15 protein-coding genes and 1 tRNA gene are annotated in these 23,138 nt (G+C 66.1%); 6 read left to right on the top strand and 10 right to left on the bottom strand.

The features are described 5' to 3' along the window. Positions 1–181: 181 nt before the first annotated feature. The 3 genes from Spa11_RS06515 (at position 182) to Spa11_RS06505 (ending at position 2,807) form a co-directional block, all read left to right on the top strand. On the top strand, positions 182–721 hold the full coding sequence (locus tag Spa11_RS06515) for a hypothetical protein (RefSeq protein WP_145109626.1): 540 nt from the start codon (positions 182–184) through the stop codon (positions 719–721). 76 nt (positions 722–797) lie between these two features. Beyond that, entirely contained in the window at positions 798–1,907 is a 1,110-nt protein-coding gene (locus Spa11_RS06510) for a tetratricopeptide repeat protein (RefSeq protein WP_145109623.1), read from the top strand. Positions 1,908–1,958: 51 nt separating this feature from the next. After that, positions 1,959–2,807, top strand: a complete 849-nt coding sequence (locus Spa11_RS06505) for a phytanoyl-CoA dioxygenase family protein (RefSeq protein ID WP_145109620.1) — start codon at positions 1,959–1,961, stop codon at positions 2,805–2,807. Here Spa11_RS06505 and Spa11_RS06500 read toward each other — a convergent pair. The 7 genes from Spa11_RS06500 to Spa11_RS06470 form a co-directional block, all read right to left on the bottom strand. Then, on the bottom strand, positions 2,804–3,484 hold the full coding sequence (locus Spa11_RS06500) for a hypothetical protein (RefSeq protein WP_145109618.1): 681 nt from the start codon (positions 3,482–3,484) through the stop codon (positions 2,804–2,806). The two genes, Spa11_RS06505 and Spa11_RS06500, sit on opposite strands and share 4 nt — an antisense overlap. Before the next feature lie 174 nt (positions 3,485–3,658). After that, positions 3,659–6,391 carry a phosphoenolpyruvate carboxylase gene (gene ppc, locus Spa11_RS06495; RefSeq protein ID WP_145109615.1) on the bottom strand — a complete coding sequence of 911 codons (2,733 nt, stop codon included), beginning with the start codon at positions 6,389–6,391 and terminating at the stop codon, positions 3,659–3,661. A gap of 255 nt (positions 6,392–6,646) precedes the next feature. Then, a tRNA-Ser gene (locus Spa11_RS06490) sits at positions 6,647–6,734 on the bottom strand. 92 nt (positions 6,735–6,826) lie between these two features. Beyond that, positions 6,827–9,544 (bottom strand): sodium-translocating pyrophosphatase, encoded by a 2,718-nt coding sequence (locus Spa11_RS06485; protein WP_231933170.1) that lies wholly within the window; start codon positions 9,542–9,544, stop codon positions 6,827–6,829. A gap of 218 nt (positions 9,545–9,762) precedes the next feature. Further along, positions 9,763–10,749 carry a DNA polymerase III subunit gene (locus Spa11_RS06480; RefSeq protein WP_197529791.1) on the bottom strand — a complete coding sequence of 329 codons (987 nt, stop codon included), beginning with the start codon at positions 10,747–10,749 and terminating at the stop codon, positions 9,763–9,765. 123 nt (positions 10,750–10,872) lie between these two features. Then, complete coding sequence (locus Spa11_RS06475) at positions 10,873–12,342, bottom strand: serine/threonine protein kinase (RefSeq protein ID WP_145109609.1); 1,470 nt, start codon at positions 12,340–12,342, stop codon at positions 10,873–10,875. A gap of 144 nt (positions 12,343–12,486) precedes the next feature. Beyond that, positions 12,487–12,786, bottom strand: a complete 300-nt coding sequence (locus Spa11_RS06470; RefSeq protein WP_145109606.1) for a transcriptional regulator — start codon at positions 12,784–12,786, stop codon at positions 12,487–12,489. A 372-nt stretch (positions 12,787–13,158) separates the two neighbouring features. Between Spa11_RS06470 and Spa11_RS06465 the strand changes: the two genes are divergently transcribed. Next, positions 13,159–15,636, top strand: coding sequence for a hypothetical protein (locus tag Spa11_RS06465; protein ID WP_145109603.1), 2,478 nt, complete (start codon positions 13,159–13,161; stop codon positions 15,634–15,636). Positions 15,637–15,894: 258 nt separating this feature from the next. Here the strand turns inward: Spa11_RS06465 and purQ are convergent, their stop codons facing one another. From purQ to Spa11_RS06450, 3 genes are all read right to left on the bottom strand, one after another. Next, positions 15,895–16,686: a phosphoribosylformylglycinamidine synthase I gene (purQ, locus tag Spa11_RS06460; RefSeq protein WP_145109600.1), complete on the bottom strand. Its 792-nt coding sequence runs from the start codon at positions 16,684–16,686 to the stop codon at positions 15,895–15,897. A 97-nt stretch (positions 16,687–16,783) separates the two neighbouring features. Beyond that, positions 16,784–19,720, bottom strand: a complete 2,937-nt coding sequence (purL, locus tag Spa11_RS06455) for a phosphoribosylformylglycinamidine synthase subunit PurL (protein ID WP_145109597.1) — start codon at positions 19,718–19,720, stop codon at positions 16,784–16,786. After that, positions 19,704–20,573, bottom strand: a complete 870-nt coding sequence (locus Spa11_RS06450; RefSeq protein WP_145109594.1) for a prephenate dehydrogenase — start codon at positions 20,571–20,573, stop codon at positions 19,704–19,706. The genes purL and Spa11_RS06450 overlap by 17 nt, the downstream gene beginning before the upstream one ends. Before the next feature lie 317 nt (positions 20,574–20,890). Between Spa11_RS06450 and Spa11_RS06445 the strand changes: the two genes are divergently transcribed. Together Spa11_RS06445 and Spa11_RS06440 are read left to right on the top strand one after the other, a co-directional pair. Next, positions 20,891–21,949: a DUF1573 domain-containing protein gene (locus Spa11_RS06445; RefSeq protein ID WP_197529790.1), complete on the top strand. Its 1,059-nt coding sequence runs from the start codon at positions 20,891–20,893 to the stop codon at positions 21,947–21,949. A gap of 246 nt (positions 21,950–22,195) precedes the next feature. After that, the gene (locus tag Spa11_RS06440) at positions 22,196–23,092 is read left to right on the top strand and encodes an outer membrane beta-barrel protein (RefSeq protein WP_197529789.1); all 897 of its coding nucleotides are present in this window, start codon (positions 22,196–22,198) and stop codon (positions 23,090–23,092) included. Positions 23,093–23,138 lie beyond the last annotated feature (46 nt).

The raw sequence follows: 23,138 nt of genomic DNA, 5'->3' as shown, positions 1-23,138 counted from the left end.
GACGAAGTCCGTCGCTAGCAGTAAGAAAGCTGGGCAATCTGAGTCGCCCTCTCCGGTCATTCTCGAAGCTCCGTAGCCGGCGCTTGTGGGGACCGATACCCCAAGGACAGGGGCATTCACGCGCTGGGAGCGCGAGGCCCGGGGCCCGGTTCTGGTCGGGCGTGTTCCACGGACGGAGCGAATGATGAAGCGGACCCTGCTAGCTGCCGCCGCCCTCGCCGCGGCCGTCCCCGCAGACGCCTTCTGGCTTGGTGAGTTCTATTGCTATCTCGAAGAGCGTCGCGAAGAGCAGAACGCTTGGCCTGCCCAGTTCGTCGAGCAAGATCGTAACGCGACGGCGACGCCGTTTGACATCATGATCCGCAACGGCTGGCGCCGGCAGAACCTGCTCGGTAGCCACCATTTCAATGCGGACTGCACCGAGCTCACGCAGGCCGGCAAGCTCCGCGTCCAGTGGATCCTCACGCAGGCGCCGCCCGAGCATCGGCAGGTCTTCGTTGAACGTTCGCTCGACGCGGACATCACACAGAACCGCATCGCCACGATCAACGACTTCTCAACGCAAGTCGTCAACGACGGCATGACGCCGCAGGTGACCGAAACGAATCTCGTGTCAGACGGCCGGCCGGCAGTGACGGTGGACTTCGTCAACACCCAGTTCCGCGAGAACATGCCGACACCAACGCTGCCCGCCCCAACGACGGGCGGCGTTTCGGAGTAGCTCGGCGACATCAAGTTACTACCGCTAAACACGCACACGTCGCCACGACTGGCGGCAGACCCGGGGGGGAGCCACTGTGCGAAATCACCTGACCGCGGCGATCGCCGCCACGATGTCGCTCGCGGCGATTGACGCCGCCGCGGCGCCGGCTTCGATGTTGCACACGCTGCCGTCGGGCGCGCAGCCGTCCCAGTCGGCGCCGGCTGAGAAGGGGCCATTCTCGTGGGCAACCAAGTGGTTCCGCGATAAGCCGACCGAACAGGCGCCGCCACCCGAGGCTTCGCCATCGCCGATCCTGGCTTACCAGCCGCCGATGAGCTCGGCGCAGCTGGCCAAACCTGCCGGCACGGCGACTCGCCCCTCGGCCACCAACGCGGCCTTTGCCGCAAAGCAGCCACCGGCGATGAACAGCGCTTGGCATGGCTTCGGCGGCGTTGCAATACCGGCAGTATCGACGCCTTCGGACACGACACCTATCCGACAAGCGCCGCGGACACCTATGAATCAGATCTCGCCGAGTATCGGCGCTACGTCGACGCCCGCTGACGAGGCTCGTTCCCTGCGTGAGCAGGGCCACGCCAAAGACCGCGCTGGCGAGCTTATCGCTGCTGAGCAGCTGTACCGCCAGGCGCTCGCCGCCGACCCCACCAGCGCCGCGTCGGTCAACGACCTCGGCCTCTGTTTGGCAAGACAAGGAAAGCTCGAACCGTCGGCGGCCATTCTGCGGCAGGCGATCACGATGCGGCCTGACAAGCAGCTCTACCGTAATAACATCGCAACGGTGCTCGTCGAGTTGGGCAAGACTGACGAAGCGCTTTCGCACCTCCAAGCCGTCGGCAGCCCCGCGGCTGCTCATTACAACGTCGGCCAACTCCTCGCCCGGGGCGGCAAAGTGGCCGACGCCAAGACGCACCTCGAGAAGGCAATCCAGATCGAGCCCTCATTGGGCGCCGCCCGCGAAGCCCTAGCGAAACTCGACGCGCCTTCTGTTGAGGCGCTTGCCGATCAAGAACCGACTAAGTCAGAACCAATCGCCGTCGCGCAGGCGGCGCCGGCTACGCCACAACTGCCGCAGCCGTCTCCGGAAACGGATATCACGCCGCTTGAGCCCGCTGTCACCCGGCAAGAAGCCCTGTCGGGCCCGCCGAGCTTCCCACGACTGTTGCCACCAGTGATCAACCGCTGATTGTGTTGTGGTAAGATCGTCTTGTTGGAATCATCAACCAGCGAGGGATCCATGGCGGACGACTTGTCGCATCGTCACGGCCCAATCACGGGCCTCTTCGGCGCCGAGCCGCTTACACGACTCTCGGCGGACCATGTAGCCGCGTTTGAATCGGACGGCTTTATTGGCGGCGTTCGGCTTCTCACCGACCAACAGATCGAGTCTCTACGGGCCGAACTCGCCGACTTGATGCGGCCTGAGCACTCTGGTCGAGAGCTTTGGTACGAACACCATGCCAACGAATCGAGCGACGCCGGAACGACTCTGTTCCACGCACTTGGCGGTTGGCGGCTACGGCCGGCGCTACACGATATCTTGTGGAGTCCTACATTCGTCGCCGCCGCCGAGCGGCTGCTGAATGGGCCCATACGGTTTTGGCACGATCAACTCTTCTGCAAGCCCGCCCACGACGGCGGCGTCGTGGCGTGGCACCAAGACTACAGCTATTGGACCCGCACCGTGCCCATGCAGCACCTCACGTGTTGGATCGGCCTCGATGACTCGACGCTCGACAACGGCTGCGTGCACTACGTGCCGGGCTCGCACCGCTGGCCACTGTTGCCGCGTCCACAGCTCGCCGGCGACATGGAGGCGATCCGCTCGGTGCTCACTTCCGATCAGCTCGCTGAGTTCCAACCGGCGCCATGCGAGATGCGCGCCGGCGAGGCGAGTTTCCACCATCCGCTGATGCTGCACGGCAGTTACGAGAACCGCAGCGACCGCCCCCGACGGGCGATCGTGCTCAACGTCGTCCGCGACGGTACGGTCAGTGATCAAGATTCGCCACTCTTGGAGGGCGTTGATGCGGTCCCCCGAGGCGAGCCGCTCAGCGGTCGGTTCTTTCCGCTGCTGAGCAGCTAGGCGACATGTTGTGCCTTCTGCGCCTCTTCGTGGCCGAACTGAGCCCTCCAGAACAACCGACGTTCGAGCAGTTCGCCCGGCACAAGGCAAACCAAAGCGAGCACGGCCATCACCGCCGATGGACCTGCGGCAACGGTGGGTGGGATGTTCTTGGCGCCGCCGGCGAGCAGCTGCGCCGCGAGTGGCAAGATGATGCCGCCGAAGATTCCCAGCGTGTATCGCAGCTTGGAACTGCCCGCGAGCGGGCCAACCAAGCGTTTGGCGTGGTCCTGTCGCGGCGATGGTTCGCCGCCGATCTTGGCGTAGAGGGTGGTCTCGGTAACGAGCTTCACGCCGACGGAAGTGACGAGCAGCAGCACCAGCACGGCGCCGTAGCCACCGAGCTTCTGCCCAAGCTCCGCGCGGTTGATCGTCCACACCGCGAGCGCTAATCCAAATGCGATCGCCAGCGGCGTTAGCAGCTCGAGCAGGTAGGCGTCGAAGCCCCACCACCCGCCCCGCGTCAGCGTCTCCGCACGGCGGCGGCTGATGCGCGTCGCTAATGAGTAGACCGCGAATCCAAGACAGCCCAGCAGCAGCAGCTCAACGATCGCCGGCGGCGGCGAGCTAGCGCCGCTCGTTTGGATGCCGATGCGGGCGAGAATCACGGCGGCGATGGTGATGACTTCGGAGAGCATGCTGATGGAGTTGAGGCAGGATGGGTAGCGGTTTGGTGGATCACACCGGGCGCTGACGCGTTCCGGCTCACTGCGCCAGCGAAGGCTTGTCTAACGTTGCGCAGCGAGCCGGGATGCGTTAGCGCACGGAGTAGCGCCACGAATTTTGCCTAACTATTTTGCGAGCGAGCCCCCCTACCCCGTCGTACGCATCCCCGCCGCGACACACTTGATCGATAGTTGCGACAAATGCCGTAGCTCCTCGGGAGGATCGGCCGTCTCACGGATACGGCGCATCACTTCGAGTTGAATCAGGTTGAGCGGATCGACGTAGCGGTTGCGGACCTTAATCGACTCCTTCAACCAGGGAACCGTATCGAGCAGCTCCTGTTCACCGGTCACCGCCAAGAGCGTCCGACGGGCCCGTTCGTACTCGGCGTCGAGCAACTCGGCGATCTCGGCCATGCCGGCGTCGGCGGCGGAGTTCTTGGCGTAACGGTCGAAAACCGGGCGGTTCGACTTCGCCAAAGCGAGTTCGGCGTTGCTAATCGTCGCCCGGAAGAACGGCCACTGCTCGTACATCTGGCGGAGCGTCTCCTGCCCCCCCTTCTCCGCCAGCAGCACCTCGAGCCCGGCGCCGAGGCCGTACCAGGCCGGCAGCAAACAGCGGCACTGCGTCCAGGCGAAGACCCAGGGGATCGCGCGGAGGTCTTCGATGGCGTCCCCCTTCTTCCGTTTGGCGGGGCGCGAACCGATCGGCAGGTTCTCGATCTCGCCGATCGGCGTCGCTTCCCGGAAGAACCGCACGAACGCCGGGTGCGTCACCAGCTCGCGGTACGCGGCGAGCGACGCCTCCGCCATCCGCTGCATCTGTTCGCGGTAGCCGCTGGTGGGCTTGGGCGGCGGCGTGGTCGTCGCCATCAGCACGGCCCAGATCACCTGCTCCAAGTGCCGGTGGGCGATTGCCGGGTCGTCGTAACGCTCGGCGAGGACTTCGCCCTGCTCGGTGAGTCGCAGCGAGCCGTCGAACGTCTCGGGCGGCAGCGACAGGATGCTCCGCGCCGCCGGGCCACCGCCGCGACCGAGCGAGCCCCCGCGGCCGTGGAAGAACGTCACATCGACGCCGTGCTTCTCCGCCAAGTCGTGGACGGCGATCTGCCCGCTCTGCAGCGCCCACGCCGCGGCGAGGTAACCGCCGTCCTTGGTGCTGTCGGAGTAGCCGATCATCACAGTCTGGCGGTCGCCGCAATCGCGAACGTGCTGGCGATAGGCGGGCGTCGCCAACGCCTTGCCGAGGATCTCGGTCGCCGACTCCAGGTCGCTGATCGTCTCGAAGAGCGGGATCGCCGGCAGGCAGAGGCATGGGTCCTCGGGGGCGCCGCCATCGACGCGCTCGCTCCACTTCCAGAGCCAGAGGATTGTCAGCAGGTCGCTGGCGTGCTTCGTCATCGACACGACATGCCCGCCGAGGCACGCCATGCCGTGCCGCCGCGCCGCCCGGCGCAGCACGCGGAACAATTCGAGCGTCTCTTGGGCCGTATCGGAGAGGCCCACCGGGTCGAGGTTCGCCGCGATCGGCAGCGTCTCGACCAGCAGCTCGCAACGGCGGTCCTCATCGATCGCTTCGTCCGGCTTGACGAGGCCTATCGCGCGCCACACCTCGACCATCACGCCGGCGTACAGCTCCGAGTGCTGCCGCACGTCGAGCCGCGCCATGTGGAGGCCGAACGTGGCGATCTGGTCGAGCCAGGGGTCGATCTCGGTCTCGGCGACCTCGAGGTCGCCCGACTCCACCAACGCGTCACGCACCCGTCGCACATCGGCAGCGAGTTCCTCGGCGGAGCGATAAACGGGGGACGGCCCCAGTCCCTCCGGCGCGTCCGCAAGCGTCTGCTCGATCCGCCAACCGACGATCCGCAGCCAACGCCGTGGCGCCTCCAGCGGCGGGATTGGTTCGAGCAAGTCCGGCAGTTCCGGCCATTTGGCGCACGCCGCGGCGATCGGCTCGAACAGCGCATCGAGCGGCGGCGCCTGGCGAACCGAGATGCTCACCGACGTGATCAGCGCATCGCATGTCTTCCAGTGCCGCTCGAGGGCCGCCTTCCGCAGATAGCCGAGCGTCTGCTCGGTGATCTCGGGCGTCACATACGGATGGCCGTCGCGGTCGCCGCCCATCCACGAGCCGAACCGCAGCACGCCGCTCGTCGCGACCGCCACGTCGGGATAAACCTCGGCGACCGCCTCGCGCAATTCGCCGACGATCTGCGGCGCCGTGTCCCAGATCACGGGCATGAACGACAGGCCGCGATCGACCTCTTCGATCACCGTCGGCCGCGTCGGCCGGATGATGTCGGTCTGCCAGAGCTTCTCGATCTCACGCCGCACGAGGTCGCGCTGCGACTCTTCCTCACGCTGCGTGAGCGTATGTGTATCGAGGCGTAGCAAGATCTGCCGCAGCACCCGGAGCTTGCCGCGGATGCTCTTGCGCTTCGCTTCGGTCGGGTGGGCGGTGAAGACGAGCTCGACGTGGACGCGTTCGACCAGTTCGGCGACTTGTTCGGCGGGGACGCCCAGCTCCTTGAGCTTGCGCACCGCGTCCAGGATCGATTCTTTGCGGGGGTTGGGGTGCTCGTCGCGCTCGCGGTCGCGGAGCGAGCGGACGCGCTGGCGATCCTCGGCGAGGTTTGCAAGTTCGAGGAACGTGCCAAACGAACGGGTCAGCACCCGTAACTGGTCAGCTGTCAGCCCGCGGAGCAGCGCGTCCAGCTCGTCTGCGGCGGCTAGGTCGCCGTCACAGAACCGCCGGGCGAGCCGGCGGACCGACTCCACCAGTTCGAAGGCCCCGTCGCCGGCAAACCGCCGGACGGTGTCGCCAAAAATACGGCCGAGGTCATCGATCTCACGCCGGAGTCGCTGGTCGGTCGCCATCGGCAAATCGCTGTTGGGGGTTCGGGTCTCGCGCAGAGCCGCGGAGACGCAGAGCGGGCGGGGACAGGGGACTCCAGAGTATCACGCATAGGCGCGGGGGCGCAAAGCAGCCGCGGGTGGGAGATTATCGGAACGGGCATAAAAAAGCCGGCAAAGAATGCCGGACTTGGATCACCAGAGGGGCGCCCGCCGCATCAGCCCCCAGGTCAAAAAATTAGCCCCCGGTCAATGACCGGGGGCTAATTGGGCGCTAAGCGGAGGCGACAGGATTCGAACCTGCGGTAGGGGGGACCCCTACGCCGATTTAGCAAACCGGTGCTTTCGACCACTCAGCCACACCTCCGTAGCTGCGAGAGATCCACAGTGTAGTTGCTCCCCAGCGACACACGCAAGACGGTATCGCGGTCCTCCAGGTTCACGTCGCTTCGCTGGCGGCTAGAACCAGCCCAATGAGGCCAAACTGTAGCGGACGATAAGGCCTGCCATGACCACGCTCACCATGCTCATAAGCTTGATGAGGATGTTCAAGCTCGGGCCGCTAGTGTCCTTGAACGGATCGCCCACCATATCGCCGACGACCGCTGCCTTATGAGTTGCGGTCCCTTTGCCTCCGTGAGCGCCGGCTTCGATGTATTTCTTAGCGTTGTCCCACGAGCCGCCGGAGTTGGCCATAAAGACCGCCACGCAGAAACCGCAAACGAGGGTTCCGATCAGCAAGCCCAGCACGCCGGCAACGCCAAGAACCATGCCCACGCCAACGGGTAGAAGAATTCCCAACAGTGAGGGGCCGATCATTTCAGCTTGGGCCGCCATAGTGCTGATGGCTACGGGACGCTCGTAGTCGGGCATATCGTCGCCCGTCATGATGCCGGGCTTCTCAAGGAATTGCCGGCGGACCTCCTCCACCATGCCCTGAGCCGCTCGACCGACCGCCTTCAAGGTCATCGCACAGAACACGAAAGTCGCCATCGCCCCGGCGAAGAGGCCGATCAGCACCTTGGGGTTCATCAGCGTCGCGTCGAAATAGATGTTGAAATCGGGGAGCGTCATCGCTGAGAGCGGCGTGAGCTCGGTGTTGCTCGGCTTCCAGACAACGCCACCCTCCCCGTCACCCGTCGGAATATCAATGAGATCGCCGTATCCCACTTCTATCTCTGAAGAACTGGCTGGCAGTCGAGACTCGACAGGCATCGCGATCCATCGATCAACGAGATCGGACCCACGCAACTGCGATGGCATGATCAAGAAGGGAGAAACCTTCGGCTTGCCGGCCGACGCTCCATCGGCACTGTCCTGCTGAATGTTGACGACAAAGCGATCGGACAGTTTGTACCATCCCGACTGGAAGGCATCGGCGCCCTGCGCTGCGAATGTCGTCTCCGCGAAGTCCTTTCCCCAGCGGTCGAACCCCACCCGCACGCCTTCGATGTAGGCGGCTAGCAAGGCGAGCGCCGTTAAGGCGGCCGATCCGATGGCGAATCCCTTACCGGTCGCGGCAGTGGTGTTGCCGAGGCTGTCTAACGCGTCGGTCCGCTCACGGACGTAGGCGGGCATCCCGGCCATCTCGGCGTTACCTCCGGCATTGTCGGCGATCGGGCCGTAAGCGTCGGTAGCCAACGTAATGCCGAGGGTGCTGAGCATGCCGACGGCGGCGACGCCAACCCCGTAGAGGCCTAGCGAGAAAATGTTGACGTCGGTGAACTGCCCACCGGTCGCGCAACCAAACGAGAGGATCGTGGCGACGCATACCGTGATGACCGGCAGCCAGACGCTCATCATGCCATTGGCGATGCCGCTAATTATGATCGTGGCCGGTCCTGTGACGGCTTGGTCAGCCAGCTTCTTGGTCGGCGAGTACTCATCGCTGGTGCAGTACTCCGTCCACTTGCCGATCACGATTCCAGCGGCTGCCCCAAAGACGACGCTGAACGCCACCCCAGGGATGCCAAAGAACGTCGTCTGCGCTGTGCTAGGCATCAGAAAATACGCCGCGGCGATCGCGGCGGCGATTACGAGATAGGTCGCTCGACTGATGCCTTTGTCCAGTGCCTGAAGCAGGCTTTTTTGACTAACGTCGTCATCCGTCTTCACAAGGTAGATGCCGAAGATCGACACAAAGATGCCGAGCCCGGCAATCACCATCGGCAGCATCATCGCCGCAATCTGCGCGTTGTCCGTGGTCCAATCCGCGGGAGAGAGGGACGGGTCAACGAACGCGGCGGCGCCTAACGCCGAGGCAGCGAGGATCGAGCCGGCGTAGGACTCGTACAGGTCGGCTCCCATGCCGGCGACGTCGCCCACATTGTCGCCAACATTGTCAGCGATAGTGGCCGGGTTACGCGGGTCGTCCTCGGGGATGCCCTGCTCGACCTTGCCCACCAGGTCGGCGCCAACGTCCGCCGCCTTGGTGAAGATGCCGCCGCCGACGCGGGCAAATAGTGCCTGGGCGCTTGCGCCCATTCCGAAGCAAACCATCGTTACGGAAATCTCCGAGATCGATAGCGGGGCCATGCCCAAGGCGGGCCAGACCCAATAGAGAAAGGCAAACCACAGGCAAATGTCGGTCAGGCCGAGGCCAACCACCGTGAGACCCATCACGGCGCCACTACGGAAGGCGACCTGCAAGCCTTGGTTAAGCGACTTCTCTGCTGCGGCGGCGGTGCGATTGCTGGCGGCCGTGGCGGTCTTCATACCAAACCAACCGGCCAAGCCGCTAAAAAATCCGCCTGTGAGGAAGGCGAATGGCACGAACTCGCTCTGCACTTTAAGCCCAAATGCGGCCCAAGCGAGCAGCAATGCGACGACTACGAAAAACACCGCCACGACTCGGTATTGCTGCTGCAGATAAGCGTTGGCGCCTTGCTGCACAAAGCCAGCAATCTCTTGATTGCGTTCGGAGCCGGGGTCGGCTGCGATCATCGTGACGTAGAACTTTCTCGCTTGCACCAACGCCGTCATGGCGCCGATGAAGGCGATCGACCAACAGACAATCGCTACGGTCTGCGTTGAAGAACCAGCAACCGTTGCAACTCCCGGGGAGTCAGCCGGCGCTTGGGCCAAGGCTCGACCGCTCAGCGACAAGACCCCTGCCAAGGCGGCGAACATCAGCACGGCGACCCGTGCGAGACCACTCCATCGATTCCGCTGACGCATTGATCGTCTCTCCTGATATTGCCCACCATTGAGGCAGACAACGAATCCGACAAGGCTTCTCGACACGAGCCACAGGCTGTCGCAAGTCGCTATTCTACCGCGATTTGCGTCGCCACCGTTGGGCTTCAGGCCGGGGAGTCTAAGCCGCCCCGCGCCAAGGGTCAACTCGGCGACGCGATCATGGTTCGCGCGTTTGCGCCGGCAAATCGACGTGAACTTTACCTTGCGAGTCGCGCCAGGTGATTCGCCAACGACGCTACGACCGCCGACTGGTTGCCGTTCCGATCGATCGCCACCTCCGCGTCGAAGCAGGCGTCGAGTTGGCGAAGGATCGCGTCGGTCCGCGTCACGTCGCCGACCGATTCGGCGAGCCGTCCCCGCAGCTCACCGATTGTGGCGGCGAGCAACTCGCGCATCGCCCGCCGGCGGATGCGGGGCTCGGTGGCGACCGCTTTGGTCTCTTCCTCGAAGACCCGGGCCAAGTCGTTCGCGTCGATCCGCGGCGACTGCAGTCGGTTCAGCAGCGTCTGACGGGCCTGATCGAGCTGCCCCTCGGCGAGTTCCAGCGCACGGCTCACGCTGCCAGCGGAGATCGCCGCCAGCCGAGCGGCTTCACTCGCCTCGAGCGAGTGAGGTTCCCGCCGGAGAATCTCCGCGACTTGCGTCTCTTCGAGCCGCTCGAACCGCACGACCTGCGAGCGGGAACGGATCGTCGAGAGCTGCCGCGCCATGCTCGTGCCGATGAGGATCAGCAGCGACCCCGGCGGCGGCTCTTCGAGCGTCTTCAGCAAGCAGTTGGCGGTCTCGACACTGAAGTCGTCTGCGTCGTCGATGATCGCGACGCGGCGTGTCGCCACCAGCGGCCGCAGCGCGATATCGTGGCAGAGCCCTTCGCGGTTCCGTTTGTCCGCCGGGCCGATGAAGAGATCGACCGGCAGCGTCGTCTTGTCCTCGGGTCGCGACACCCGCAAGAGGTCGGGATGCGTCCCCGCCATGCTGAGCCGACAACTGTCGCAATGCCCGCAGGCGTCGAGCGAGTCATGTCGCCGGTTCGCACAGAGCAGCGCCGCCGCCAGCCACTCGGCAAAGGTGCGTTTGCCGACGCCCTCGGGACCGACAAAGAGATACGTGCTCGCCAACCGCCCATGCGCGAGCGTCCGCCGGAAGCGGTCCTTCGCAGGGTCGTGGCCGAGAACGGTATGCACAACGATCGCAGAGGGTCAGCAGCGAGAATGACGGGGAGCCGGAAGCGTAAGCGACCGGAGTCGAAGTGGGTACCCGCCGCAACTCCGGGCGCTAACGCGTTCCGGCTCCCTGCAACGGTTTGCTCACGCCTTCGCCACGTTCTCTACCGCTGTCGCCGCGCTCAGCACCGCTTCTCGCAGCCGCCGCAGCTTGACCGGCATCACGACCACGCCGCGGTGCTCGGCGGTCTTGGCGGCCTGGACCCACTGATTCTGGGCCTCTTCCAAAAGCAGCACCGTCGGGATATTGGCGGTGGCCCGCTCTTCGCCGAACTGGTTGAACGCCCGCACGGCGTCGGCGCCGATGGTCGCACCGCAGAACAAGACGATGTCCGCAGCGGACGGGTCGTTGACGAACCGCGTCAAAGCCCGGGCGCCGTCGGTCGCCACCAGGACGCGATAGCCGTTTCGTTTGAACAGCTCACGCAGCACGTCTTGCCGCTTCACGTCGGACTCGACGATTAGCAGCTTCCGCGGCTTGCCGTCGGGGCCCATACCCTCCAGCTCTTCGACGCTACGCGCCGCGGCGCTGGTTTCCGAGCCCTTCGCCCGGCGCATCGCCAGCTTCAATTCGGCGAGCATGTCGCCGGGGGTTTGGAATCGCCGCTCGGGATCGAGCTCCAGCGCCTTGCTCACCGTCATCGCCAGGGACATCGGCACGTCGGGCGCGAGTTCCAACAGCGGGCGGATATCTTTGAAGACCTCGCCGCGGGCGTACTTCTGTGCGCGGTTGCGGCCCTCGGGGAGGCTCGCCACGCCCGAGATCATCTGGTGCAGCATGTACCCAGCGAAGAAGACGTCGCTGCGGGTGTCGTCCTTGCGGACGCCTGTGAGTTTCTCGAGCGAGCCGTACTCCACGGTGCGATCGACGCCCGAGTCATCGCCGACGACGCCGTCGAGCGCCGCCAGGCCGAAATCGACGAGCTTGCCCGACCCGTCGGACGCCACCAAGACGTTCGACATCTTCAGGTCGCGGTGCGTGACGCCCTGCTGGAAGGCGTAGTGCAAACCGCCGAGCACGTCGCAGAGGATGTTCGCCGCGTTCTCCCACTCAAACTTCTTGCGGATGCGGTAGAGATCGCGGAGATTCTGCCCCTCGATGAAGTCCATCACCATGTAGTGCAGCCCGGGGCGGCTCACCACGTCGTGGATCGCGACGATGTTGGGGTGCTTGAGGCGTTTGCCCAGCTCCCCCTCACGGCGGAAGAAATCGGCCTTCGGCGTCCCGTTGTGCCGCGACCGCAAGACCTTCACCGCGAAGATCTGCCCCGTCTCACGGTGCACGGCGCGGAACACCCGGGCGAAAGTGCCCGAGCCCACGCAGTACAGCACCGTATAGTCGCCGTAGACGTACCCGTCGCGGAGTCCCTTCTGGATGCGCTCGAGCTGGTAGTTGGTGAGCAGCCCCTTGCGGAGCAGCACCTGGGCCAGCTCGGACATCGGGACGTTGCTCGACCCCAACTCGCTCCAAACGGGTTGGAGCTGTGCGTCGGTGACGACGCCCACGTCGATGGCGGAGCGAGCCAAGTCGTCGGCAGTAGAGGGTAATTGCATCGAGCGACGCCGGCGGTTCCGCTTGCCTTGGGCGCCGACCTGGGCCGGGCGCCCCTTCTCATTTCCGATTGACAGTTTATCCGCGGCGGCATGACCTGCATCAGGCCCTCGGTCACCCGCCGACCGCCACGTTGACGGGGTGGATCAATCTTCTCCGTCGCCGGTCAGTTCTTCTAGACGCTGCTGAGCCTCGTCGCGTTCACGGCGGGTCGCTTCTAGGTCGAACATCAGGTACTTCATGTCCAGCCGCAACTGGCCCAGGGCGTCCTGCACCAGCGACAGGATCCGGCGGCGGCGGCCGGTGCTCTCAACCACACGGTCCAGCAGCGGGCTCAATGCCCGGGCGTGCTCGGCAGGGAGTTCGCCAACGGCGGCGATCAATTGGACCAAATCGGCCGGGAGTTCGGTGCTGCTGACGGTCGCGGAGGCGTGGGTATCGGGCATGGGTGCAACTCGTTGAGTGAGGCGCCAGAAGAGGTGGAAGGACGAACGCTTCTAAAGCACCCGGCGTGCCAGCACCCCTGTTGGTCGGTTTCCACCCCGACGCAACCAATTCTACGCAAAGCACTTACGGTGCTTCAAGCAATTGGCGCCGAAACCCCGGCCAGGGGGGCCGTGTGGCCTCGACGCAACACGTTTCTCTCGCCTTGTAGCCGAAATCCTGCTACGAGCCGCCTTGGCGGCGCCCCTCGAGCTCCGCCCGTGCCCCCCTCCGCCGCTAGCAAGATGCCCCGAAACGGCCGAAAACCACCCCGAGCCGGCTGGCCCCTCCTACTGCTTGCGGGGCTCCTGGTGGCTCTGTGCGGGTTGTGCGTCTTGCCATCCCGCGCCGACGTGTGGGTCGATCCTCACGACGATCCGGCGACCGCTTGGGAGGTCGATACGGAGGCGGGCGCCCAGGTCCAGGCCCGGGAACGGGTCCGCCTCCCCGACAACCGCCACGGCGGCGAAACGGGCGCCGAGCGGATCGCCTACGCCGCCCCTCCCGGCATGCCCGCTTGGGCGTGGCGAGCCACTCCTACAGCGGCGGTGATCGAGGAACTCAAGCTCGAAGTGGACCTGCAAGCGACCCTCCCCGGCGCCTTGATCGCAGCCGAGGTGGTGCTTCCCCACACCACCAACGAGAAGGGCGAGATGCTGACGTTGCGTTTACGCAGCGCGCCCGCCCCTGCCGCCGCGGGTCTGACGACGCTCAAGCTGGAGGGCCTGCCCACGCAGCTGCAACGCGAAGCCCGTGTCTGGCGTGTCGGGAACCCCGACAAGCCGATCGACACCCGCGGCGCCTACCTGCACCGGGTGGGCGTGGGGCTGCCGGGCTCGGGGAGACCGGCCCAGGCGTGGATCGACGAGTTGCGGATCGCCTCGATTGTGGCGCCGCCCAAGTTCGGAGACGGGGGCGTCGCCGACGCCGGGCCGGCGGAGCTCACTCCCCCTCCGGGCGGCGAGATTCGCCGCACCCAGGTAACGCTCCAGAGCGACGGCTTCCGGATCGACGGCGAGCTCTTCTTCCCACGGCTGTGGCGCAGCCGCGGCGAGACTATGGCGACGCTCGCCTCGCGTGGCGTGAACACGGTCTGGCTCGACCACCCGCCGACGCCGCAAGAGATGGCCGATGCGTCCTACTACCGGTTGCGGATCGTCTGCCCGGCCCCAACCGCCGACGAAGCCGCCGGCGTCTCGTCATGGGACCGCGTCCTGGCGTGGGTGCTCCCCGGTGAGCTAGATGCGCGCGACCTCGATGCCGGTCTCGTCAAGGCCGACGACGCCCGCACGCTGCCGCCCAACGCGCAGCGGCCGCTGCTCGCCCGTGTCACCGAGGCGACCGACTCTTGGTCGCGCGTCGCCGATGGATTGCTCGTGCCCGCCGGGATCGCCGTTCCCACCAGCACGCCGAAGATCGAGGTCATCCGGCTCGACATCGGACCGAAGCTCACCGCTCAACTCGACGCTATCCTTGGCGATGGCCTGGCGATCATCTGGCTCCCGCCGGCAGACATCGCCGCGGCGGTTGATAGCGCCATCGCCAACGGTTCGATCGGCGTCTCGTACCTAGCGACCCAACAGCTCGACGAACCGGACGACGCCACGATCGCCGCCGCCGGTTGGCTCGAAGCGATCAACCGGCGGCTGCGGCTGATCGAGCCGTGGCTCACCGGGCCACGCTCAACGCACCCGGTGACCGGCAGCCCGGCGTCGGTGCTGCTTAACCGCGGCGGGGTCCGCTTGGCGACGGCGCCGTCACTCGCCACCGCTCCCGCAGAACGCGCCGAGAAGCTGCTGCTGCCGGGCGTCGATGAGACCGCCCGGGTCTATCGACTGTCGCCAGCGGGCGTGGCGCCGTGGCCGCTCGAGCGGATCGCCGGCGGCGTCGGCGTGCGACCCACCGGCGGCGAGTCGCCCGGCGATCTGCTCGTGTGCAACGACGCCCGCGTCGTGAAATCGCTACAGACCTACACGGCCCAGTCGGCCCCGCGCGCGGCGGCGAACCTACTCGAAGTCGCCGAGACGCGCGTCCGCGACACCGAGGCCCTCACCTCGGCCGATCGCCAAACCGCGCTGCGCCGCCTCAACGAGTCCCGCCTCGCCATGTCGCGGCGCGACTACGCGTCGGCCTACGACGCCGCTCACGCCGCGATGGCGCTCGCCTCGACGGCAGAGGTCACCCGCCGCGATATCGCCACGCGTCAGAGCGGATGGCTCACCAGTTCGCCGCTGGCCGTGCTGCCGTCGACGCTCACCGACGCGTACCGCATGAACCAGTTGCTCGCCTCAAGCCCGCGCGGCGCCAACCTGCTGCACGGCGGAAGTTTCGAGGACATCGACGAGCTACGCCGCCTCGGTTGGCGGCGGCCTTCAGCGAACAACAGTGGCGTGCAGGCCGCCTCCAACGTCGACGTCGAGCTCATCCCCGAAGCCAAGATCCACGGCCAGCGCGCTTTGCGGCTGCGTGGCGAAGACCGGCGATCGAAGTCGCGGATCGATTCGCCCGAGATCGAACTCCATGCCGGCGACACCATCGAAATCACCGGTTGGGCCCGCGTCGCAACGCGAGGCGACCGCGGCCGCCTCGCCATCAGCGAATCACTCGGCGGCGAAGAGCTCGTCCTCACCAGCGGCGACACGGCCGGCGAGTGGAAGCCGTTCCACCTACTACGCGCCACCAGCGCCGAGACCACGATACGAGTCACCTTCGCGATCGAAGGCGCCGTCACCGCCGACATCGACGGTGTGATGGTCCGCACGATCGAACCACTGGGCGTCGCTAGGCGACCTGCCTCAGGGGGCATGCGTTAGAGGAGATGAGGGGAATGTTGGTGATAGGGGGGATCGCAAGCGGAAGGATGACGTTGCTGTGATTCAGGCATCAACGACGTAGCGAGTCTCATCGAATCAAATTTGGTGATGAATGGGCAGCCGCTACGCGGCTGCCCATTCATCCCCAAATGCCGAAAATGACGCACACCGCGACGCAACGGCATCACTCAAGAAAGACTCACGCGCCCGCTTGCGATCCCCCCTATCACCAACATCCCCCTATCTCCTTTCCTAACCTCAACCAAAGTAGGAAACCGCGTTGCGGAAGAGGGCGAGGCCGTCGCCATCACCTTGCGGGTCGTAGCCGCCGGCGGCTTTCTTGCGGGTCCACTGCGGGTGCTGGGTGGCGAAGAGGTAGCGCTCGGGGTGCGGCATCAGGCCGAGCACGCGGCCCGTCGAGTCGGTGAGGCCCGCCGCGTTCGCGGTGGCGCCGTTGGGGTTGGCGGGGAAGCCCTTCGCTTCGCCGCCGTCCGCCACGCTGTAGCGCAGCACCACCCTGCCCTGCGATGTGAGCGCGTCGAGCGCCGCGTCGTCACGCACGGCGATCTTCCCCTCGGCGTGGGCGATCGGCAGTTCAAGCCGTTCGACGCCGCGCAAGAAGACGCACTCGCCGGGCGTCGCGTTGAGGTGGACCCACCGCGCTTCGTAACGACCGTGGTCGTTCCAAGTGAGCGTCGCCAGCGGGCCGGCGCTGTCTTCGATGTCGAGCAGCCCCGTTTTCACCAGCACCTGGAAACCATTACAGACGCCGAGCACCAGCTTGCCGTCGTCGCGGAACTTGCGTAGCGGCTCGCTCAGCGCGAGGCGGATCTGGTTCCCCAGCACGCGCCCAGCGGAAATATCATCGCCGTAGCTGAAGCCTCCCGGCACGCACAGCGCCTGGAAACCGTCGAGCAGCGCGGGGTTCTCGAGCAACCGATTGACATGCAACCGCTCTGCCGCCGCCCCGGCAAGCCGGAACGCCTCAGCGGTCTCTTCGTCACAGTTCGTCCCGGGCGCGCGGAGCACGAGGACACGGGGAGCGGGCATAGCGAAAGGGGAAAGGCGAAAGTTGAAAGCGGAAAACTCAAATACCAACTCTGTGCGAGCCCCGTGGCGTCAGCCCGGGGAGTAGCAGCGGATTACATCACGCCATCCTTAGCGGCGCCTGCCACGCCTCCTTCAACGAAGCCAGCCCCGACTCGACGACGCGCACGCCGTTCCACTTCAAGCGGAAGCCGTTCTCGTCGAACGTGCGGCCTACCAGAGCGTGCGGCACGGCGACGAGACAGGCCATGAAACGTTCGGCGTCTTCTTCGGCGACTTCGCAGACGAAGCGCGTGTTCGACTCGCTGAACAACGCTGCCGCCATGCGGTCGTAGTCGTTGGCGTACTCGCCGGCGAGCGGCGCGCTAGCGAGGTCAGCTTCGATGGCGACGCCGCCGGCGAACGCCATCTCGGCGAACGCCACGGCCAGGCCGCCTTCGCTCGCGTCGTGGCACGCCAGGACAAGGCCCTGCTTGATCGCGGCGTGCAGCGCGGCGAACGTCTGCTTCGCGCCCGCCGGGTCCACCTTCGGCACGTCGCCGCCGGTGAGGTCGTTCACCAGCCCCAGGTGCGAGCCGCCCATCTCGTTGTGCGTGACGCCAACGACGAACAGGACGCTGCCGGCGCGCTTGAGGTCCATCGTCACGGCATTGGCGACGTCGTCGATCTGGCCCATCGCGCTGATCAGCAGCGTCGGCGGGATGGCGATCGTCTGCTTGGCGCCGCTCGCATCGAAGTAGCTGAACTCGTTGTTGAGGCTGTCCTTGCCGCTGACGAAGGGCGCCTCCAGGGCGATCGCCAGGTCGTGGCACGCGAGCGCCGCGCGAACGAGCGAGCCGAGCGTCTGCGACTTCTCGCAGTCGCCCCAACAGAAGTTGTCGAGCAGTGCGATCCGCGATGGGTCGGCGCCCACGGCCACGCAGTTCCGCATCGCCTCGTCGATGGCGCTGGCGGCCATGTGGTACGCATCAAGGTCGCCGTAGCGCGGGTTGATGCCACAACCGATCACGACGCCGCGGCGGCTCGTGAGCTTCGGCCGGACGATGGCGGCATCGCCGGGGCCGTCGGAGTGGATACCCACCAGCGGCTTCACCACGCTCCCCGACTGCACCTCGTGGTCGTACTGACGGATGACCCACTCTTTGCTGGCGACGTTCAGCGAACCGAGAATCTTGTGCAGGTCCTCGGTGAAGTCGCCGCGCTTGGGCGCCTCGAACGGCGTCACCGCTGGCGGCGTGTAGGTCGCTTCGCGCACCACCGGCGGACGGCCGTTGTGCAGCAGCGCCATCGGCAACTCGCCGACGGTCTCCCCGTGATAGGTGAGCTTGAGGTTGCCCGTTGGCGTGAAGCGTGCGATTGCCGTCGCTTCGACCCCTTCGGACTCGCAGAGTTGACGAAGCTCTTCCCACTTGTCGTCCGAAACCGAGACGACCATCCGCTCTTGCGCTTCGGAGATCCAAATCTCGGTGTACGAAAGACCGTAGTACTTCAGCGGCGCCTTTTCGAGCCACACCTCGGCGCCGATCTCTTCGCCCATCTCGCCGATGGCGCTCGAGAAGCCGCCGGCGCCGCAATCGGTCACGGCGTTGTAGAGGCCGCGGTCGCGGGCGGCGAGCAGCACGTCGGCGACCTTCTTCTCTTCGACCGCGTTACCGATCTGCACGGCGCCGCCGGAGAGGGACTCGCTCTCATGCGTCAGCTCGGCGCTGCTAAACGTGGCGCCGTGGATGCCGTCACGGCCCGTACGGCCGCCGATCGCCACGGCCAGATCATTCGGCTGGGGCTTGCCGAACGACATCTCGTGCGGGATCAGGCCGACGTTGCCGCAGAACACCAGCGGGTTGCCGAGGTAGCGCTCATCGAAGCAGATGGCGCCGTTGACGGTGGGGATGCCCATCCGATTGCCGTAGTCGCGCACGCCCTCAACGACGCCGTTCATCACGCGCCGCGGAGCGAGCACGCCTTGCGGCAGCGAGTCGTCAGCCGTGTCCGGCGGGGCGAAGCAGAAGACATCGGTCGAAGCGATCGGCTTCGCGCCGAGGCCTGTGCCGAGCGTGTCACGGATCACGCCGCCGAGGCCCGTGTTGGCGCCGCCGTAGGGCTCCAGCGCGGACGGGTGGTTGTGGGTCTCGACCTTAAAGCAGACGTTGTCGGTCTCGTCGAAGCGGACGATGCCCGCGTTGTCTTTGAAGACGCTGACGCACCAGTCGTCCGCGCCCCACTGGGCCTGCAGCTGCTTGGTGGCGGCGAAGATCGTCTCCTTGAGCATGCTCTCGAAACGCCGCTCGCCGTTCTCGTCGCGGTAAGCGATGCGGCCGGCGAGCGTCTTGTGGCTGCAGTGCTCGCTCCATGTTTGGGCGATCGTTTCGAGTTCGATGTCGGTCGGCTCGCGATTCAAGTCACCGAAGTAACGCTGGATCGTCTGCATCTCGGCGAGTTGCAGGTAGAGCTGCTGCGACTTGCTAAGCCGCATCAACGCGTCGTCGTCGAGGCCGCTGAGTGTGACGTGCTTCAGCTCAAACTTGTACGGCGCGCCGCTCGGCAGGTGCTCGATCCCCAGCGGGCCAATCACGAACTGTTCGATGGCGTCGTTCGCCAGCAGCTTGCGGCCCAACTCCGCCAGTCGCGAATCGTCGAGGCCGGCAACCCAGTACTTGCGAAGCGTCCTAACGCGCGAGCCGGCGAAGCCGAGGTCGGCGATCGCTTGCTCGGCGCTCTGCGCGGTGGGGTCCATGACGCCCACCTTCGGCAGCACCTGCACAAGCTTCGCGGCGGCCGTCATCCGAGCGGGCGCCGAGGCGAGGTGCTCGCAATCGACCTTGCCGACGCGGCGCAGCTCCACGACCGAATCGGTGAACACGCCGTCGGCGATGCGCTGGGCGGCGGCTTCGTCGAGCGCGTCGCCCTCGATCAGAAAGCCCCGCGCGGTCGCGACCGCCAAGCCCGTAAAACCCGCGTGCGCGGCGGCTTCCACCAGGCGCTCGGCGGCGCGGTCGGGGCGGCCATCGGCCGGCAACACGTCAACTTCCCAGAGCATCCCGTTTGCGTCTCCCTTCTTCGAGCAGTCGCTCGATGGTGTCTCCATCGCCGGCTTCGAGCGCGGCGGCGTAAGCTTCTAGTTCTTGCCCCAGTCGACGCAAGGCGCCGGCGATCGGCTGCGGGTTCGCCAGCAGGATATCGCGCCACAAGGGGGGCGACCCCGCGGCAACCCGCGTCGTGTCGGCCCAGCCCGACGCGGTGAGCGGCAGGGCCTCTTCGGGCGTGGTCGCCGCGACGGCGGCGGCGGCGACGTGGGGGACGTGGCTGGAGAGCGCCAGGAGCTCGTCATGGCGTTCGGGCGTCATCTCCACAACTTTGGACCCGAGCCCTTCCCAGAGCCGCCTAGCGGCCCGTACGGCCCTCTCAGGGGCGTCTGGTGAGGGGGTGATGACCGTCACCGCCCCCTCGAAGAGGTCGGCCCGGGCCGACTCGGGGCCGGTGCGGGTGTCGCCCGCCAGCGGGTGGGCCCCGACGAACGCCAGGCCCTCGGCGTCGGTCGGCCAGCGGGCCGCGACGTAACGGACGATCGCCGCCTTGGTGCTGCCGCCGTCGGTCACCAGGGCCCCCGGCGCGGCGTGCTGGGCCGCTTCCAGAGCCGAAGCGGCGATCAGCCCCACCGGCGTGCAGACGACCACGAGGTCGGCCCCCGCACAAGCGGATTCCAGGTCGGCGGTCGCCTCTTCGACGACGCCGCAGTCGAGCACCCGCTGGACGCGTTCGGCGGAACGCACCACGCCGATCACCCGCCTGGCCATCTGCCGCTCCCGCAGCGCCAGCGCAACCGAACCCCCGATCAGGCCGACGCCGATCACAACGGCACGTCGATAGGGGCGTCGAATTGGCGCCGACATAAGCGGGGCGAGCGGTGGGTGAAGCTTGGGATTGACGAAGGTTATACGCGCTGGCCGCCTCGGTCGCACCGCCCCCCGGGCATGAGCCGCCGCCCTCCCCCACGAAGGGGTTTCATAAATCCCGAGGTGTCGCGTGCGCCAGGGTCGACCCAATCGTTTTTAACGTTAGCAGAATGCGGGGAAATCGTGGTTTTCTGGGCAAGCGACCCGCCCTCAACCGTCGATGCCGATTGCCGAGCAAGGTACCTTTCTCGCAAGCTGTAGGTACGCGCTCACAATCCCCGACGTACGACGAAGTCGCTGTGAGGTTCATCGCCATGTCTCGCTACGCCCCCGGCTTCGCCGCCTTCCTACTGCTCCTGGCCTCCGCGCCGACCCTGGCCCAGGACTGGGCCCGGAAGATGTTCGACGAGATGGACCACGACTTCGGCGTCGTCGCCCGCGGGTCGGACACCGTCTTCAAGTTCCCGGTCAAGAACCTCTACAAGGACGACGTCGTCCTGGAGAGCGTCCGCTCCAGCTGCGGCTGCACCTCGGCGGACCTCGAGCACCCGATCATCAAGTCGCACGAGACCGGTTATATCGTCGCCAAGTTCAACACCCGCACCTTTACAGGGGTCCACAGCGCGACGCTGACGGTGCAGATCAGCAAGCCCTACCCCGCTCAGGTCCAGGTCCGTGTCCACGGCAACATCCGCGGCGACGTGGTCTTCGAGCCCGGCTCGATCGAGTTCGGCCAGGTCGATCAGGGGACGGCTCAAGAGCAAAAGATCACTGTCAGCTACGCCGGCCGCAGCGGCTGGAACGTCGATGACGTCCGCTCTTCAAGCGATTACCTCGAAGCCGAGCTCGTGCAGCGCGAGCGTAACGGCGGCCGTGTGATTTACGACTTGGTGACCCGCCTGCGTGAGTCCGCGCCGGCCGGCTACTTGAAGACGCAGCTGATCCTCGTCACCAACGACGCGTCGAACCCGCGGATCCCGCTGGAGGTTTCGGCAGACGTACGCCCCGAGCTGACCGTCGCGCCGGACACGATCGTGCTGGGCGACGTGCAGCAGGGCGACAGCGTCACGAAGAAGCTCATGGTCCGCGGCAAGCGGCCGTTCAAGATCGTCCAGGTGACCTGCGAAGAAGACTGCCTGACGTTCGAGAAGAGCGACGCCGCCAATGATAAGCAGATCGTGACGGTCAACTTCACCGCCAAGGGTGAGCCGCGCCGCGTCAAATCGACGGTCACGTTCGTCACTGACCTCGGCGAGACGTTCACCGCCAGCTGCGACGTGTACGCCACGATCACCGCCCCGCCGGCGACCGCCGCCGACCAAGGCGGCACCACGGCTGACGCGTCTGCTAGCACGACCGCGTCGGTGAATTGAACTGGTCAGCTGATGAAAAGGTTGTAGGAGGGGTCTCCAGACCCCGATTGCGGTATCCAGTCCGCAACGGCATGTGCGCGTCATCGGCGTCTGGAGACCCCTCCCACAGCGGCTAGCCGCTTGTCAGGTCCCCTGATTACTGACACCTGAAACCCGACTTCTGCCGGGCCGACCTTGCTCGCTTTGCGGCCGGTCCCTAGTCTCCGCCCGTTTATGGACGGAGCCAGTCGATCGCCGCGACGCCTCGTGACGCGCCTCGCCTTGGGGGGTGTGCTAGCGGCCCTATGGTGCGCGCTCGCTGGTATCGCGTTCGCACAACCGCCGACGCCCACGCCCGTCGCACCGACGCCGGTGGCGATGGCCTCCAAAGGCCCGCTCTTCAGCCCACCGACGGCGGCCGACGGCACGATCGGCTGCGACACAGCCGTGCCGCAATTCATCGCCCCGCCCGGCGCCGAAGGGATGCCTCCCGGTCCCGGCCCCTGGCAGGAAGGTGGCGGCCGACCCTGGCTGCTGCAGCACCTCTCCCTGCGCCACAGCTCGACCCACGGCCGCGCGATGGGACCTGGCGAGCCGCTCCGCGGCACCAGTTGGAACAACCGGCCCGTCTCCTTCTCGCTGGACGGCGGCGCGCTATTCATGGCGAGCCGCCCCGCAGACAACGTGCGCGCGAACAACGACCTCTTCGGCGCGTTGGGCGTCGGTTGGGACTTCGACCACTACTGGGGCGCGCAGCTGCGCGTCGGCTGGGCGACGCCCGACCTGGTCAACACGCTCCACACCGACATGGCGTCGCAGGACAACCTCTTCATCACCGACCTCAGCCTGCTGTACTACCCGTGGGGCGACTCGCGTCTGCGGCCGTACTACCGGTTCGGCGTCGGTCTGACCAGCGTTAAGTATATCAATGACAACGCCCTGACGATCAACTCGTCGATGTACACGCTGCCGCTGGGCGTCGGTCTCAAGTACCTGATCCACCCCAAGCTGGCGTGGCGGTTGGAGCTGATGGACAACATCGCCATCGGGCAGAACGAAACCAATACGCTCAACAACTTCACGCTGACGACCGGCTTCGAGTGGAAGCTCGGCGGCCCACCGTCGAGCTACTGGGCCTGGGAGCCACGGGGCGGGGCTTGGTAGAGTTGTCTGGTGTTTCGGCGAGAAGCTTCCAACTTACTCTTGTTGG

This window comes from Botrimarina mediterranea, assembly GCF_007753265.1.
In the GTDB taxonomy this organism is placed as follows: Bacteria; Planctomycetota; Planctomycetia; order Pirellulales; family Lacipirellulaceae; genus Botrimarina; species Botrimarina mediterranea.
This window is presented reverse-complemented; position numbering and strand designations above follow the sequence as displayed.

Bases quoted from the DNA above. Each gene is read 5' to 3' on its own strand.
- Spa11_RS06515 (WP_145109626.1), top strand. From the start codon at position 182: ATGATGAAGCGGACCCTGCTAGCTGCCGCCGCCCTCGCCGCGGCCGTC.
- Spa11_RS06500 (WP_145109618.1), bottom strand. From the start codon at position 3,484: ATGCTCTCCGAAGTCATCACCATCGCCGCCGTGATTCTCGCCCGCATC.
- Spa11_RS06450 (WP_145109594.1), bottom strand. From the start codon at position 20,573: ATGTCGGCGCCAATTCGACGCCCCTATCGACGTGCCGTTGTGATCGGC.
- Spa11_RS06445 (WP_197529790.1), top strand. From the start codon at position 20,891: ATGTCTCGCTACGCCCCCGGCTTCGCCGCCTTCCTACTGCTCCTGGCC.
- purL (WP_145109597.1), bottom strand. From the start codon at position 19,720: ATGCTCTGGGAAGTTGACGTGTTGCCGGCCGATGGCCGCCCCGACCGC.
- Spa11_RS06470 (WP_145109606.1), bottom strand. From the start codon at position 12,786: ATGCCCGATACCCACGCCTCCGCGACCGTCAGCAGCACCGAACTCCCG.
- ppc (WP_145109615.1), bottom strand. From the start codon at position 6,391: ATGGCGACCGACCAGCGACTCCGGCGTGAGATCGATGACCTCGGCCGT.
- Spa11_RS06505 (WP_145109620.1), top strand. From the start codon at position 1,959: ATGGCGGACGACTTGTCGCATCGTCACGGCCCAATCACGGGCCTCTTC.
- Spa11_RS06485 (WP_231933170.1), bottom strand. From the start codon at position 9,544: ATGCGTCAGCGGAATCGATGGAGTGGTCTCGCACGGGTCGCCGTGCTG.
- purQ (WP_145109600.1), bottom strand. From the start codon at position 16,686: ATGCCCGCTCCCCGTGTCCTCGTGCTCCGCGCGCCCGGGACGAACTGT.
- Spa11_RS06475 (WP_145109609.1), bottom strand. From the start codon at position 12,342: ATGCAATTACCCTCTACTGCCGACGACTTGGCTCGCTCCGCCATCGAC.